General features: G+C 49.4%; 13 protein-coding genes and 1 pseudogene. 6 read left to right on the plus strand and 8 right to left on the minus strand.

What is annotated here, in order from left to right:
* The coding region (locus tag C1I60_RS25125; RefSeq protein ID WP_252361532.1) for a transposase at positions 1-395 on the plus strand (395 nt) is incomplete at its 5' end.
* A gap of 178 nt (positions 396-573) precedes the next feature.
* Here C1I60_RS25125 and C1I60_RS02440 read toward each other — a convergent pair.
* A pseudogene (locus C1I60_RS02440) lies at positions 574-1,104 on the minus strand (GNAT family N-acetyltransferase).
* Between the two features lie 248 nt (positions 1,105-1,352).
* Between C1I60_RS02440 and C1I60_RS02445 the strand changes: the two are divergent.
* A complete protein-coding gene (locus C1I60_RS02445; RefSeq protein WP_137060354.1) occupies positions 1,353-2,324 on the plus strand; it encodes a ring-cleaving dioxygenase in 972 nt (323 codons plus the stop codon).
* A gap of 161 nt (positions 2,325-2,485) precedes the next feature.
* Here the strand turns inward: C1I60_RS02445 and C1I60_RS02450 are convergent, their stop codons facing one another.
* The 4 genes from C1I60_RS02450 to C1I60_RS02465 all read right to left on the minus strand — a co-directional run bounded on the left by C1I60_RS02450 (position 2,486) and on the right by C1I60_RS02465 (position 9,014).
* A complete protein-coding gene (locus C1I60_RS02450; protein ID WP_137060355.1) occupies positions 2,486-4,183 on the minus strand; it encodes a M3 family oligoendopeptidase in 1,698 nt (565 codons plus the stop codon).
* Between the two features lie 223 nt (positions 4,184-4,406).
* Positions 4,407-5,216, minus strand: a complete 810-nt coding sequence (gene thiD / locus C1I60_RS02455; protein ID WP_137060356.1) for a bifunctional hydroxymethylpyrimidine kinase/phosphomethylpyrimidine kinase — start codon at positions 5,214-5,216, stop codon at positions 4,407-4,409.
* 163 nt (positions 5,217-5,379) lie between these two features.
* Positions 5,380-6,786 (minus strand): DNA-binding protein, encoded by a 1,407-nt coding sequence (locus tag C1I60_RS02460; RefSeq protein ID WP_137060357.1) that lies wholly within the window; start codon positions 6,784-6,786, stop codon positions 5,380-5,382.
* A gap of 284 nt (positions 6,787-7,070) precedes the next feature.
* Positions 7,071-9,014 (minus strand): bifunctional 2',3'-cyclic-nucleotide 2'-phosphodiesterase/3'-nucleotidase, encoded by a 1,944-nt coding sequence (locus C1I60_RS02465; RefSeq protein WP_137060358.1) that lies wholly within the window; start codon positions 9,012-9,014, stop codon positions 7,071-7,073.
* Positions 9,015-9,253: 239 nt separating this feature from the next.
* Here C1I60_RS02465 and C1I60_RS02470 point away from each other — a divergent pair, with 239 nt between their 5' ends.
* The 4 genes from C1I60_RS02470 to phnE (C1I60_RS02485) all read left to right on the plus strand — a co-directional run bounded on the left by C1I60_RS02470 (position 9,254) and on the right by phnE (C1I60_RS02485) (position 12,772).
* Complete coding sequence (locus C1I60_RS02470) at positions 9,254-10,222, plus strand: phosphate/phosphite/phosphonate ABC transporter substrate-binding protein (RefSeq protein ID WP_137060359.1); 969 nt, start codon at positions 9,254-9,256, stop codon at positions 10,220-10,222.
* A gap of 134 nt (positions 10,223-10,356) precedes the next feature.
* Positions 10,357-11,127 carry a phosphonate ABC transporter ATP-binding protein gene (gene phnC, locus C1I60_RS02475; protein ID WP_137060360.1) on the plus strand — a complete coding sequence of 257 codons (771 nt, stop codon included), beginning with the start codon at positions 10,357-10,359 and terminating at the stop codon, positions 11,125-11,127.
* The gene (gene phnE / locus C1I60_RS02480) at positions 11,124-11,978 is read left to right on the plus strand and encodes a phosphonate ABC transporter, permease protein PhnE (protein WP_137060361.1); all 855 of its coding nucleotides are present in this window, start codon (positions 11,124-11,126) and stop codon (positions 11,976-11,978) included. The genes phnC and phnE (C1I60_RS02480) overlap by 4 nt, the downstream gene beginning before the upstream one ends.
* Positions 11,975-12,772 (plus strand): phosphonate ABC transporter, permease protein PhnE, encoded by a 798-nt coding sequence (gene phnE, locus C1I60_RS02485; RefSeq protein WP_137060362.1) that lies wholly within the window; start codon positions 11,975-11,977, stop codon positions 12,770-12,772. Before phnE (C1I60_RS02480) ends, phnE (C1I60_RS02485) begins: the two co-directional genes overlap by 4 nt.
* Before the next feature lie 90 nt (positions 12,773-12,862).
* Here the strand turns inward: phnE (C1I60_RS02485) and C1I60_RS02490 are convergent, their stop codons facing one another.
* The 3 genes from C1I60_RS02490 to cysT all read right to left on the minus strand — a co-directional run bounded on the left by C1I60_RS02490 (position 12,863) and on the right by cysT (position 15,939).
* Entirely contained in the window at positions 12,863-13,990 is a 1,128-nt protein-coding gene (locus C1I60_RS02490) for an aminotransferase class V-fold PLP-dependent enzyme (RefSeq protein ID WP_137060363.1), read from the minus strand.
* Positions 13,991-14,154: 164 nt separating this feature from the next.
* On the minus strand, positions 14,155-15,030 hold the full coding sequence (cysW, locus tag C1I60_RS02495) for a sulfate ABC transporter permease subunit CysW (RefSeq protein ID WP_137060364.1): 876 nt from the start codon (positions 15,028-15,030) through the stop codon (positions 14,155-14,157).
* Positions 15,031-15,105: 75 nt separating this feature from the next.
* Entirely contained in the window at positions 15,106-15,939 is an 834-nt protein-coding gene (gene cysT / locus C1I60_RS02500) for a sulfate ABC transporter permease subunit CysT (protein ID WP_137060365.1), read from the minus strand.
* Positions 15,940-15,946 lie beyond the last annotated feature (7 nt).

Genomic DNA, 15,946 nt, shown 5'->3' on the forward strand with positions numbered 1-15,946 from the left:
ATGTTTGTCCGGCGAGTCACGAATTGAATTACCGAACCACAGACCGCAAGGGTTACCGGCAGTATGCTTCCGATCCAAACCATTGTAAAGGTTGTCCGTTGCTAAGCCAGTGTACACAATCCCGAAACCACCGAAAGGTGGTGACCCGGCACGTCTGGGAAGACAGCAAGGAATGGGTGCGGAACAACCGACTTAGTAAGTCTGGCAAGAAGTTGTACCGCAAACGAAAAGAGACGATAGAGCGAAGCTTCGCGGACGCTAAAGAGCTCCATGGGTTTCGCTATTGCCGTTTGCGCGGACTTCCGAACGCCAGGGGACAGGCTCTGATGACGGCAGCTGTGCAGAACATGAAGAAGATGGCGATCCACCTGGATCGCCTAGAAAAGCGGGGGTAATCTCCTCGTTTTCCCGATCTTGCATCTGCCTGAACATAAAAAGAAACCCAAGGCCGTAAAATGACCTGGGTTTCTCGACAATCTGAAAGTCTGCCCTTAAGGCAGGCTTTTCAGTTTTTCTTTTTTAGTCGCCTCAACATGGTTTATCTATACATAAGATAGCAAAATAAACTAGAGCTTACAACTCCCACTCTTCCCGCAAAAGCCCCATTCGGATCGAATCATAATACTGTCCATTATAATATCTGCACTTTCGAAGCCGGGCCTCTAAGGTCATCCCCAGCTTTTCCCCAACCTTCATCATCCGGTGGTTTCCTGACCAGGTTGTAAAGCCTACTCTTACTAGAGGCAATGTATTAAACAAATGCGTGATCCATAGTCGGAGTGCCCTCGTACCATAACCACCGCTCCAATACTGCGAATCATAAATGCCAATTCCCATTTCAAGCCATTGGGAAGGTTTATGCTCCCAATAGTAGCTAACCGATCCAATGATCTTACCTTCCACTTCAATGATCCAAAAGTCATCTTGTCCGATTCGCTTTTCCTTCTATTTTAAATAATCGTCAAAAGAAAGTGGCTTATGTTCATAATAAGGCGCATCCCATTGCTTCCATTCCGGTGCTTCTTCTTTATAAGTTAATGTCCAAATAGCCTGTAAGTCTTCTTCTGTAACGGGCCTAATGGTTAAATCCTTATCCGTATACAACGAACACACTCCTTTTATAATAAAATTCATTCTATTTACATTGGGCTATATCGGACTTTATTGTATCTGCTTTTGCATGATTTCGAATTTCTATTTTCGTCCTTCTTTGCAGCAAGATATGTAATTCGAGTTGACAAACAATCCTAAATGATATATCTTAATATCAAGATAATAAATATAGAGGAAAGTTTATGACTGTTTATTTTGCTTTTACTTGCTAATCATATAAAACCAAGGAGGACAATGACATGAAACTGTTAGGATTGCATCACGTTTCGGCGATTACGGCGGCGGCGGCTAAGAATGTTGATTTTTATACTCAGGTAATGGGACTTCGACTCATTAAGAAAACGGTGAATCAGGATGATGTTAGCGTCTATCACCTCTTTTATGGAGATGAGCGTGGAACGGCTGGCACCGAAGTCACTTTCTTTGAGATTCCGCATGCGGGGCAAACTCGTACGGGGAATAACAGCATTTCGGCGCTCTCCCTGCGTGTACCGAATGACAAGGCGCTGGATTACTGGAAAAACCGTTTCGAGCAATTGGATGTAAAACATGGGGAAATTACGGATCAAGCGGGACGTTTGGCGCTTTCGTTTGAGGATTTTGAAGGGCAGCGCTTCTTCCTGGTTTCGGATGAGCATGACAACGGAGTGCGGGGCGGTACGCCTTGGGAGAAAAGCCCTGTCCCTGCTGAATACGGTATCGTCGGACTTGGCCCGGTTCATCTGACCATTCCCAAAGCGGAAAGCACGATCCTCATTCTGGAGCAGGTGATGGGCTTCCGCAAAAAAGGCTCCTATCCTTCCACCGTTGCGGGACAGCCTGATGTGGTCATCTATGAAACCGGCGAAGGCGGTACCGGGACTGAGGTTCATCTGGAAGAACGCAATGATCTTCCACAAGAGCGCCCGGGACGAGGCAGTGTGCATCATGTAGCCTTCCGTGTTGCGACTGAGGAAGAGCTTAGACAGTGGGTTGATCGTATTAACCAACTGCAAATTTCCAGCTCAGGGTTCGTGGATCGCTTTTACTTCCGTTCATTGTATTTCCGCGAGCCGAATGGCATTTTGTTTGAATTGGCAACCGATGGACCCGGCTTTGATACAGATGAAGAACTGGAGTTTCTGGGTGAATCGCTGGCGTTACCGCCATTTTTGGAATCGCGCCGCGCTTCCATTGAAGCCAACCTCAAACCGCTGAACACCAAGATTTAATAGAGCTCTATTTGCTCTAAAATCACACAAAGCCGGGACTTCTACATCATGTAGAGGGTCCCGGCTTTTTCGTGCAACAGCTCTATTTTCACAGAAAAGGACGGCTCATCTACAAGCCTTCCAGCCTTTACAGGTAAGCGAAATGCCCTTTTTGGTTAAGCTTACAGCTTTTTATCATCCACACTGTTCAGCCATGCTTCGATTTCTCCGATTACAGAGGCGATACAGCCATCCCGGAACGGCGAGATTAGTCCAGCCAGCTCAACCAATCCGGTAAAAGATCGACTTCCCCCGGCACGGCACAGCTTCAAATAATCTTCCCATGCAGCTGTCCGGTCGATACTCATGCGCTTCCAGAACTGAAACGCGCAAAGTTGCGCGAGTGTATAGTCAATATAGTAGAACGGGGATTGAAAAATATGCCCCTGTTTGTGCCAGAACCCGCCCTGCTCCAGATACTCATTGCCTGCATAGTCCAAATGCGGTTTATACTTGCGTTCAATGGAGCGCCATGCGCTTTTACGTTCGGCTGGCGTCCAGTCTGGATGTTCATATACTGCATGCTGAAATTCATCCACCGCTACGCCGTAAGGCACGAACAACAACGATGAGGACAAATGTTCAAAGTGATATTTATCCGTATCCTCCTCGAAGAACAGCTTCATCCAAGGCCATGCGAAAAATTCCATGCTCATGGAATGAATTTCAGCCGCCTCCATGGTTGGCCAGTGGTACTCGGGGATTTCAAAATGTCGACTTTCATACACCTGGAAAGCATGACCTGCTTCGTGCGTCAGCACGTCGATATCACCGGATGTACCATTGAAATTGGAGAAAATGAACGGTGTGCCATACTCGCTCAAAAACGTACAATAGCCTCCGCTTTGCTTGCCCTTTTTGCTAGTCAGGTCCATCAACCCACGTTCGATCATAAAACTGAAAAATTCATGAGTTTCCGCTGAAAGCTCCTCGTACATACGGGCTCCATTACGAATGATCCACTCCGGGTCGCCTTTGGGTGTAGGATTGCCTGACAAAAAGTTAAAGCCTTCATCATAATAGCGAAGCTGCTCCACTCCGATTCGCTCGCGCTGGCGTTCCTTGAGCTTGGTTGTCAGTGGAACAATATGCTTCAGTACTTGTTCGCGAAAATTGGCAACCATAGTCGCATTGTAATCCGTACGTCCCAAACGGGCATAACCCAGCTCTACAAAGTTATCGTAGCCCAGCTTGTGCGCTATGCGCGTGCGTACCTTAACCAGTTCATCGTAAATTCGATCCAGCTCATCCTCATGCTCGCTCATAAATTGATACTTGGCCTCAGAGGCCTGTTTGCGTGTCTCCCGGTTTGTAGCCATTTCAAAAGGCAGAAGCTGCGACAATGTACGTTCTTCCCCCTCGAACGGGATCTTCGCTGAAGCAATCAATTGAGAGTATTCGGAGGTCAGCTTATTCTCCTGCTGCATATCCTCAATAATATCCGGGTGGAAAGACTTGAGTGAAACCTCGGCGATACTGAAAAGCTGGCTCCCCCACTGGCTCTCTAGCTCGGATCTGAACGGCGAGTCCACCAATGCCCGGTAGTAATCGGTTACATACTCCTGAATGACCGGTGTGAAATCATCAGCGTACTCTTGCTCTGCTTTGTAAAATGCGTCCTCCGTATCAATGGAATGACGAACCTCCACCAATTGCAATTGCGTTTCCACGTTACTGCGCAGCTTATTAATGGCATGAATGACTTCATTTTGACGCTCTACGCTGTCCGCTTCACGAAACTGCTGCAAAAGCGTTTTAAACCGCTGTTCAATTCCAGCTTGCTCTGGTCGGCTGTAAGCCATTTGGTTGAATACTGTCATTGCTTCGAATCCTCCCTAAATTTAATAAATCTGATGCCTATTATACAGTACGATTAGAGTAAACTGGAAGATATAATTCCAAAAAAATACAACGTCAAAAGCCGCAATACCATGTATTGCGGCTTAAAACTCTAGCCTAACGCTAAATATATCGTAGATGCACTCCCTATAGCAGCCATTTGAGGAGTTTGCAAAATCCTGATTTTATAAATGCATTCATGCTTTACTGATTTTGCAAACGATGTGCCGCATGCAAAGTCGGGCCGACGAAGTCGTTCAGCTTGAAGCTGCCTTCAATCGCCTGTGTAATAAATTTTTTGGCCTGATCCACCGCTTCACGTACGGTCAGCCCCTGGGCCAAGCCAGCCGTTACTGCTGCCGACGTGGTACAGCCTGCACCATGGGTGAAGTTTGTTTTCACAACATCCGCCTCGAACCAGTCGAAGGTAATTCCGTCATATAACAGATCCATCGCTTTACCTGCGCGAATTTTGCCACGGTCCTTGATCAGCACGTGCTTCGCCCCGCGCTCATGTATAATCGCAGCCGCTTCCTGCATCTGTTCCAGCGTCGTAATCGGTCCATTCTTCGCCAATTGCGAAGCCTCGAACAAATTCGGAGTTACCAGATCAGCGCCTGGAATCAGAAATTCCAGCATCGCTTCTGTATTCTCCGGCTGAAGCACTTCATCCGTACCTTTGCAGACCATAACCGGATCTATAACGACCCGTTTAAGATCGTACTTGCGCAGATGGCTGGCAACCAGCTCGATAATATCAACGGAACCGAGCATACCCGTTTTCATAGCGTCAAAGCCAATACCCTCCAATACCGTACGCAGCTGTGCTTCTACCACATCCAGCGCAACAGGATATACAAGATGGTCCCAGGTTTTGGGGTCCATGGCAACTACCGTTGTCAATACATTCATTCCATAAACGCCAAGCTCCTGAAAGGTTTTCAAGTCTGCCTGAATACCAGCGCCGCCGCTGGTGTCGGAGCCAGCTATCGTTAATGTTTTGGGAATCGTCATTTTACATGCTCTCCTTCACTTACTGTGCTGCATTTATCCTAATCCCGCATGCGAAACTTGTCAACGCGCAATGCGTTTAGTAGCATTAAAAAACGAGAACGTTCCCTTTTGATAGAGAACATCCTCGAACGAATAGGATTGATGAAGGTTAGAATTACAAAGATTACATATATCCGCCGGTACTGTGATCATAGGCATGATTCTTTTCATTTTCACGCACGCCCAGGCAAAACTTCTGATACAGATACTGCTGTTCCAGGGTAGAAAAATTCCGGTGCTGCTCAAACAAAGCCATGCAACCGATAATATGCTCAGTGTAGCTATTGTCTACAGACAACTGTAAGCAATGCAGTGTTTGCTCCAGTCCTTCCGCATAATCGCCCTTGCGAAAATGATATTCGGCATACACCTTGCAAAACGAGGCGAAGCGGAATGCATTAAAATGCTTTCGGTAGTGAGTGTCCCATTGATCCGGGGCAAGCTCCCAGAAGCTCTTGAGTTGCTGGCTGAATAGCCCCAGCTCGGCATCCACAAAATAACCGAACCTGTTCGCTGATTCAAGCAGCGTATTCAAGCCTTCCAGCGTTTCGTCCGGATGCTCGCGCAAATACGTAATATATTCATAAATTGCAGAGGTATTGCCCATTTTAATTTCGATACAAAGCCGATTGCCTTGAGCATAAACTCGATGCATGTCCACTACTTTCTGGCCTTCCGCGTCCAATCCTTCAAACCAGCTCAAATCTGCATACCCATCTATCCATTTCTTGGATTCCTCGTACCTGCCCTGAAACTCATAACAGCTGGCCTTGAGTAGATGACCCTGTGCATAATAGTAGACAAGCGGCTTGAGCAACTCCAGATGCTCATCTCCAAAGCGATTCCGATTGCGGTATAGCGCCTGAGCCAATTCTCGCAGCTCGTCTGCATACATTTCCATCTCGGACCATTGCATTTTTAACGCAAACACTTGAGATAGCATATGTAAGCCTTCCAATGCGTATGTTTCCGGCAGACGACTACGGTACAAATGGAATTGCACAGCAGCCTTCAAGCTCCGCTTGTTATCCTTGATCTGAATCTGGAATATACGGAAATAGCTGATCGCTAACCGCTCGGAGTGGGTATATTTCTCACTCTCGATGACGCAATTGTACAGAAGCATGGCGGCTTCATATCTGTTGTCCTCAAACATCGCTTCTGCGGTCTCAAAAATAGCCGGAATGTTCGATAAATCATCCATCAGATAGCCAAGTACGCTGCAAATACATTCCAGCTTGTTCAGCTCTGAACAGCGGAGCAGAAACGGACGTAACCTCCTCCAGTGAGGTAAGGAATGAATAAAACATTCATCCACATACATCTCGAACAAGGCCCCTTCCTCCAATCCCATAGCCCCAGTAATCAGGTCAAGCTGATTAACAGAAATCGGCCGTGGGGGATTCCGATTAAGTATACCGCTAAGTGTACCCGGATTTACCTTGGAAGCGTCTGCGAAACATTGCATGGAAATACCTTCACGCTGAATATACTTTTCAATTTCTGCACGAATCGTGGTGTTTTTTTCCAAAGGGACACCCCCTCCATCAAATGATGGTGACTTTTTCTTTACCTTTTAAACCAAAATTTGTTTAATCAAAGTATATGTCTAATTATAACGGAGGTCAATAACTTAAACTCGACTCAGGGCATATAAAATTACGAGTTTCGTACGATTTCAAATGATCCGTGTGCAAAAAGACCGCCCCCGAAGGGACAGTCTTTGCTCATCATTTGATGCTATAGGCTCATAAAGAATGGAAATTAGTCCGCTTTACCCCGTTGGATATGTTGTCATGTATTTGTTCAAAAAATTCAGGATCGCCCGAAATCCAGGGCAAATTTGGCGTATCCCTCTGCGGTCAATCCTTCATAAAGCAACTCTGGATAGGCTTGCGCGGCATCTGTTGCTTGCGGTGAGGTCAGGAATGTCACGTGCGGGCGGCCCGGCCATGGTGAGAGGGACCAGTGACCGTCTGCTTTGGGCGTCAACGTCTTCATATGCCGCACATATTCAGTCAGCACATGCCGATTTTCATCCGGTGAAGCGAGTACGATTCGTTCCCCACCCGGATTGACCAATGTAGAGGAAAACGCACGATAATTGTTCGTGACAACCAAATAGCTTCGCTGCATATCCATCGGCGCTCCATCCAAGGACATATGAATGATTCTGTGCGCATCCGGTTCCTTCAATATTCCAGCAGCATCATATCTGGCGGGCTGCGTCACATCAATCTGGTACCCAATCCCGTCAATGATATCGAAGTTAAAGCTCGGAAAATCCGAATCAATCAGCTCTTGCTCCTGTTCTGCATAAGGATCAATTTGTCGGAATTGTCCAGCAGACCATTCGAGCCATTCCCGAATTTCTCCCCCGGTCAGTTGGACGACATGCAGCGTGTTTGGAAAATTGTACAGGTCGGCGATATGCTTGATCGCCAAAGTCCCCTCTGGAATATCGGTATAATACGAGGGACCGTATCTGCCGCCTGTTTTAAAAGGAGCTGCTGCCGACAAAACGGGCAGACCTTCGTACTCACTCCCCTGCATCTGCTGCTTCACATACCAAATTTGCGCGTCGTTCACGAGTTGAACGGAAGCATCGTCCATCACCTGGGCAAAAAAGCTGTTTACTGCTAACGTCGTCTGGCCAACAGGTGCGCGAATATAGTCCAGTGTTTCGGCATGCTCTTCCGCAACCGCCTGCTGAATGGCAGTATCCGGCTGCACCAGTGCTTGCTTGCGTACGGGATCATACACCGGACGTACCTCTGCAGAAGAGGCAGCCACTTGCCACGCTCCGTCTATAAGGATCAGGTCCAGATCTATGACACCCAGATGATCTCCCCAAAAGCCCGGCTCTACCGCCGGAATATCATGGATGGTGCCTAGCTCCACGTTAACACCCGTTTTACCAACAAACGAAGGGCCGGGGAATACTTTATGCGCATGACCAAACAAAATAGCGTCGATCCCTTCTACATTGCTCAGATGCAGCACCGCATTTTCCATATATGGCGTTTCAGGAATATCTTCGAAGCCCGCGTGAGGCATGGCAATAATCAGATCGGCTCCCTCGGCCTTCATTTGCGGAATAAACCGTCTTGCGCTCTCCAGCATATCCTTGACGATAATTTTTCCTTCCAGCCATGCCTTGTCCCATTGCATAATTTGCGGAGGCACAAACCCGATAATCCCCACCTTCAACAGGTGTTTGCCGCCTGCTTCATCCTCCACCGTCTTATCCAGTATCAGATAAGGTGTAAAATAATTTCGTTCTTTTTCTACGAATGTATGGCTATCTGTAAAAATATCTGTCTCCACCTGCATATAGATGTTGGCATTGATATATGGAAATTCCGCTCCTTGAATGCAAGTCTGTAAATATTCCAATCCATAGTTAAATTCGTGATTTCCAATATTGCCCGCTTCGTACCCAAGCAGATTCATCGCTTTGTAGGCGGGATGCACGGCGTCCGGATCCTGTTGGAGACGCTGCACAGCATAATCCCCCATCGGATTGCCTTGAATAACATCCCCGTTATCCAGCAGCAGGTGGTTAGGTACTTCGGACCGAGCCGCCTGAATTAGACTGGCTGTTTGCGCAAGACCGTACTGAAGCGTTTCCCGATCCGTATAATAATCGTAATTCCACAAGCTGACATGCAGATCGGTCGTAACCATAATACGAAATTTCACCCTCACAGGACATAGCGTCTGCTGTCGTACCTCTTTATTGATATCTGAAATATCCAATCCTGTTCTCTCCCTCAGCTTCGGTCTTAGAGCTTGAACAAGTCTAACAGGGTACTGTTAAGAGAATGTTAAATGAACAGAAATGAGAGAGTATAAGATATATTTTACATACTTTTTACCAAAGTCAGGAATGGTTTTTACCCTAGTGACCGGACTAACTGTTAAGATTCTGTTTGTCACAGAATTTACAGACTTTTTCAATTTTATTTTCGTTATTACTATTTTAGGGGGAAATTATTTTGTTTAAAAAAGCACTGACCTTGTGCATGACTTTCACACTGGCTGCGGGTCTCGCAGCATGCGGCTCCAATGCGAGCAATAATAACAGCGCGTCTACTCCAGGCACAGATGGCACGAAAAGCGAAAGCACAGCCTATGTTCCTACAGAGTTAAAAGTGCAGTTCGTTCCTTCCCAAAATGCAGATACGCTCGAAGCCAAAGCCAAGCCGCTCGAAAAGCTACTGGGCGACAAGCTCGGAATCCCGGTAAAAGTAACCGTGTCTCCTGACTTCAACACGATTGTGGAAGCCATGTCCTCCAAACAGGTAGATGTAGGTTTCCTTCCACCGAATGCCTATGTTCTGGCACACGATAACCGTAAAGCGGCTGACTTGCTGCTGCAAGCCCAACGCTACGGCATTGAAGACGGTACAGGCAAGGATACAGCTGAAAAAGTAAACTTTTATAAATCCATGATCGTGGTGAAAAAAGATTCTCCGATTCAAAGCCTGGCTGATCTGAAGGGTAAAAAAATTGGCTGGCAAAATGTAACCTCCTCCGCAGGCTATGTGTATCCTGCAGCAGAGCTGAAAAAAGCCGGCGTGGACCCGGACACGGATGTCCAGGGTGTAACGATCAAAGGCCATGATGCCGCTATTCTGGCGCTACTGAACGGTCAGGTTGATGCTGTAGCTGTTTTCCAGGATGCACGCAACACGGTAAAGAAGGAAATTCCGGATGTATTTGAAAAAACACGTGTCATTCATTACACCGCTAAAATTCCGAATGATACGGTCAGCGTACGTTCCGATATGGATCAAGCGTGGAGAGACAAAATCAGCCAAGCCTTTATAGATATCGCCAAAGACCCTGCGGGCGGCGAAATCATTAAAGAAATATACACGCATGTAGGCTATGAAAAGGGCGACGATAAAAACTTCGATTCTGTACGTGAATATGCCGAAGCCGTCGGCCAAGCGATTAAGTAATAGGAGCAAACACGTAATTGTAATGAAGCAACAGCTACGAAACAGGCATTACGAATGACAGGGCAGCACCGTCCATGTATTCATGGCGGTGTTGTTTTCATTCCACCCCATCGGGGGGAGAAAGTTGGGAGCATATGATCGAATTCCGCAATGTATCGAAAACATACTCGAACGGCACCAAAGGGTTGAACAATATTAATCTGACGATTAAAGAGGGCGAAATGGTCGTCATTGTTGGCTTGTCCGGTGCGGGCAAGTCCACTCTGCTGCGTTCTATTAATCGACTGCATGATATTACCTCCGGCGACATTGTCGTGGGCGGCAGGTCTGTCACGTCTGCCGGAAGCAGCGAGCTGCGCCGCATTCGCCGTGATATCGGCATGATTTTTCAAAGCTTCAATCTGGTTAAGCGGTCCACCGTGCTCCGCAATGTACTTTCCGGCCGCGTCGGCTATCATTCGACGCTCAGAACCATTCTTGGCCTCTTCCCGAAGGAGGATGTCGAGCTGGCCCTAACGGCACTGGAACGCGTGAACATCCGCGAAAAGGCCTACAGCCGGGCCGATGAGCTGTCCGGCGGACAGCAGCAGCGCGTATCCATCGCCCGCGCTCTGGCCCAGGAGGCCAAGATTATTCTGGCGGATGAGCCTGTCGCATCGCTTGATCCGCTGACTACCCGCCAGGTCATGGACGACCTCCAGCGGATCAACCGCGAAATGCAGATTACAACCATCGTCAATCTGCATTTCATTGATCTGGCGCGCGAATATGCGACGCGGATTATTGGGCTGCGCGCCGGGGAGGTCGTCTTTGACGGCACGCCGGAGGAAGCTACGGATGACGCCTTTGCGGAAATCTACGGCCGGGCCATCAAGCATGATGAGCTGCTGGGAGTGGGATCATGAAGCCCGACTCTACTACCCAGCCGCTCTCTTCGACGCCGCCGTCACCTCAAGGCGGACCGCCGCATCCATCCAAGCCGCCCGCAGGGCCAGCCCTGCCGGGTCGTTACAAGCGTTACGCCACCTGGATAATCTTTATTGTGGTGCTGGTGGCATGCTCCATTCATACGGATGCCACACCTTACCAGTTGATCGTTGGCTTGCCGGAGATGGGCAAATTGCTGGGCGAAATGTTTCCTCCTGACTGGAGCTACCTGCCCACCATCTGGAAGCCGATGCTGGAAACCATCCAGATTGCCATTGTCGGCACGACACTGGGTGCGTTGCTGGCTATTCCTGTCGCGTTACTGTGCGCCTACAATGTCATGCCGCGCAAGCTGATCTCGCTGCCGATGCGCACAATCCTGAACCTCGTGCGGACCGTTCCCGATCTGCTGTTTGCCTCCATCTTTGTGGCGGTGTTCGGCATCGGGCCGTTCGCAGGGATGCTCGCTCTGCTCTTCTTCTCCTTCGGTATCATAGCGAAGCTGACGTTCGAGGCGATTGAAGCGATTGATCCCGGGCCGCTGGAAGCCATGACTGCCGTTGGCGCGAGTCGCATTCAGGTGATTGCCTTCGGAGTAGTACCGCAGGCATTGCCCTATTTTGTGTCCTACTTGCTGTACACCTTTGAGGTCAATGTACGTGCGGCTTCTGTTCTGGGGCTGGTCGGCGCGGGGGGTATCGGCCTGCTGCTCGACCGTTCACTCGGCCTGTTCCGGTATGACCGGGCAAGCATCATTATTCTACTGACCCTCGTCATCGTTCTGGCGATTGATTATGGAAGTAACCTGCTACGGAGGAAATTATTATGAATGATCCTACGCTTCGCAGACCTGTTGGCTCCCGCCTGCGCCTATGGGCGATAGCTATTCTGCTAATCATTATTTATATTTGGGCTTTCCGTGGGATGCAGTTCGAAGGATTACAGGGAACCGCCAAAAACGTTTCTGTCGCTATTTTGGACGGCTTCCTTCATCCAGACTGGTCATTCGTCTACATCCCTGAGGGAGAGGACTTGCTGCGCGGGCTGCTGGATACACTGGTTATCTCCGTTCTCGGAACCTTTGTATCCGCATTTGTCTGTCTCCCGTTTGCCTTCTGGGCATCCAGCAACATGACTCGGTTACGCCCCTTGTCGGGCAGCGGTAAATTTGTACTCAGCGTCATTCGGGTATTTCCTGAAATGATCGTCGCAATTCTGTTCATCAAGGCCGTTGGACCCGGCTCATTCGCGGGTGTGCTTGCCCTCGGTATTCACTCCATCGGCATGCTGGCCAAGCTTTTTTCAGAAACGATCGAAAGCGTCGATCACGGGCCACAGGAAGCTTTGATCGCCTGTGGCGCCAACCGTTTGCAGGTGATTTTCTTCGCCGTGCTGCCGCAGGTGATTCCACAGTTCCTTTCGTATTCGCTCTACCGTTTTGAAATTAACATTCGTTCCGCTACCACGCTCGGTCTGGTCGGTGCAGGCGGTATCGGTACTCCGCTGCTGTTTGCGCTCCAAATGCGCAACTGGAACCGCGTAGGTGTCATTTTGCTGGGCATTGTGGTCCTGATCATATTAACGGATCTGATCTCCGGCTGGCTGCGCAAGCGGATTGTATAATCGACAAGATTGAAAATGCCAAAATAGCCTCTCCTGTGTATAAGGGACAACATTACGCTCCCGTTACGCAGAAGAGGCTTTTCATATTCATCAAATGGCCGCCAGCTCATCCATCGTCCGCCGGATTTCCCCTGCCGTATTGTAAAAATGCGGAGCCACACGGACCACATCCTTCCGCGCCGAAACGATGATATTTTGGCTTCTCAAACGGCTCTCAATCGCTGGTGCATCAGCTACCTCAACAGCCACAAAACCAGGTAAAGCGCCCTCCCCGGAAGGCAAGCGTATGCTTAACCCTTTGCGGCGTCCATACTCCATAGAAAATTCCAACAATTCGCTCATATACGCCTGAATATCCGTGACTCCGATTTCCAGCAGCAGTTTTAAGGCTGCATTGGCGGCAAAGATACTTATGAATGAAGGCAATCCCGTCTCGAAGCGTCGGGCTCCCGCCGCCAAAACCGGGTGCGCAATATCAAACCGGGAAGCGGCCTCCTGTCCGAGCCAGCCGGTAAGTCTGGGCTTGAAGCGGTCTATCCAATCGTTGCTCACATAAAGAAAAGCGACTCCCGGAATCCCCAGCATATATTTGCGGGCTCCCGCCACCAGAATATCCACGTCCATCGCTTTTACATCCATAGGTATGATTCCCGCAGACTGATAGGCATCCACAAACAGCAACGCCTGATTTTGGTGAGCCACATTCGCCATGGATTTAAGATCCTGCTGAAATCCATTGATATAGTTTACATGGGACACCATAACGAGCGCTGTATTTTCGGTAATGTGTTCCTTATACTGCTGCAAAGTAACCTTACCATGGGTGGAGGGGATACAACGAATGTGCTCACGGAATCTGTCCTGCGCTTGCCAGATGTGCCCTACCGTGGGAAAGTCACTGTCCGCGTACACGATTCCTTCTTTGCCCGATACATAAGGAAGTGCAGTTGCCACCCCTGCAATCGCCTCAGAGGCTGAGGACAGCACCGCAATCTCGTCAGGCTGCGCCCCGATCAGTTTGGCAAAATGTCCCCTGGCTTCCTCCAGCCGTGCCATAGACAGGTCGCCGTTATGCCCATGTTGCAGCAAACTTCGATGGTATTCCTCAATGGCGGCTGAAACCGGCCTGGATATGGCTCCTTGGGAGCAGCTCCCTAAATGAATATGTGAAGACAGCACTGGAAATAGCTGACGGTAGGACTGAAACGGATGTTTCATAATTCCCTTCGCTCCTCTTCGGCACAGCTATGTGCCTTGATATGTCATTTTATTATCCATATAAGCCATCTTAGAACAAGGGCCTCCCTTCCCATCTTATCGTCAAACATCGACAATAGACGCGAAGAGAGACCCTGTGGGATCAAGCACATTCCTTCATTTTATTAATGAATCCGTTTGCGGCCAAACCAGCTTTTAAGCACCAAGGTGGCGAGAGCCAGCAGCAGCAGCAGCGAGGCCACCGCAAAGGATGCCGAGAATTGATATTCGTTATACAAAATTTCCACATGGAGCGGCAGTGTGTTTGTCTCTCCACGGATATGTCCCGAGACGACGGACACCGCCCCGAATTCACCCATGGCTCTCGCATTACACAAAATAATACCATACAGAAGGCCCCACTTGATGTTCGGCAGCGTCACCTTCCAGAAAATACGCCAGCCGCGTGCGCCCAGCATGACAGCGGCTTCTTCTTCCTGCTGTCCCTGATCCTCCATCATTGGAATAAGTTCTCGCGCCACAAAAGGAAAGGTGATGAACAGCGTCGCCAAAATAATGCCCGGCAAGGCAAAAATAATTTTGATATCATGCTCGTCCAGCCACGGGCCAAGCCAGCCCTGTGCGCCAAATACCAGCACATACATCAATCCACCGACGACAGGAGAGATGGCAAAGGGTAAATCAATCAGGGTGACCAGCAAGCCCTTGCCGCGAAATTGAAATTTTGTAATCAGCCAGGCGGCGGCTACGCCAAATACCGTGTTCAGCGGTACCGTGATTGCTGCCACCAGCAGCGTCAGCCGCAACGCCGACATGGCGTCCGGGTCGCGTAACGCTTCAACATATACGCTCCAGCCCTGCTTGAGCGCTTCGGTAAGCACGACGATCAGCGGCAGTACCAGTACCCACAGCAAAGCCAGAAAAGCGGCACCGATCAGCGCCCATTTCACCCAAGGGGCTTCAGTTGTGACCCTGTTGGGCGGTGCAGATGAAGGCACAGGTGCATGGGAAAGCACTTGTCCGGTTATCGCTTGTGACATGATGTTTTTTCCTCCTTAAACTGCGGATGTACCGCTATCGTGTGAACCAAACGCATACTGTCCTGCGTGATAACGTTAGACGGTACGCCGCCGCGACCAACGCTGAATGCTGTTAATCACCAGCAGCAGCAGGAATGAAATAACCAACAGCAGCAAGGCTACCGCCGTAGCTCCTGCATAGTCATTTTGCTCCAGCTTGGACATAATGAGCAGCGGAGCGATCTCGGTCTTCATCGGCATATTACCGGAAATGAAGACGACTGAGCCGTACTCCCCGATGCCACGGGCAAAGGCGAGCGCAAAGCCCGTCAGCAGCGGCGGCACAAGCTCCGGCACAATAACGCTGCGGAAGGTGCGCCATCTGCTGGCACCCAGCGTAGCAGCGACCTCCTCCTCGTCCTTGTCCAGCTCCTCCAGCACAGGCTGGACCGTCCGCACGACGAACGGGATGCCGATAAACATCAGCGCGAGCGTAATGCCCGTCTGCGAGTATGCCATCTTCCAGCCAAGCGGTTCGAACAACGAACCGATCCAGCCATTTTGCGCATATAGAGCCGTCAAAGCAACACCCGCAACCGCCGTGGGCAAAGCAAAGGGCAGATCAATCACCGCATCAAAAATCCGTTTTCCCGGAAATTCATAACGCACCAGCACCCAGGCGATCAGCAGGCCAAGGAACAGGTCAATCAACGCCGCAGCGGCAGCACACAAAAAACTTACCTTATAAGAAGCCAATACCCTGACGTCAGTCGCCACATCCCAAAACTTCCCCCACGTCAATCCAGTTGAGTTCAGCAGCAATGCCGATAAAGGCACCAGCACCACCAGACTGAGGTACAGCACACTATATCCCATCGTTAAACCGAATCCGGGAAGTACGCGTTTTCGGGTGACCTGCACTTGACTCATGTTCTGT

It is taken from the genome of Paenibacillus terrae (assembly GCF_005217525.1).
Taxonomy (GTDB): Bacteria; Bacillota; Bacilli; order Paenibacillales; family Paenibacillaceae; genus Paenibacillus; species Paenibacillus terrae_C.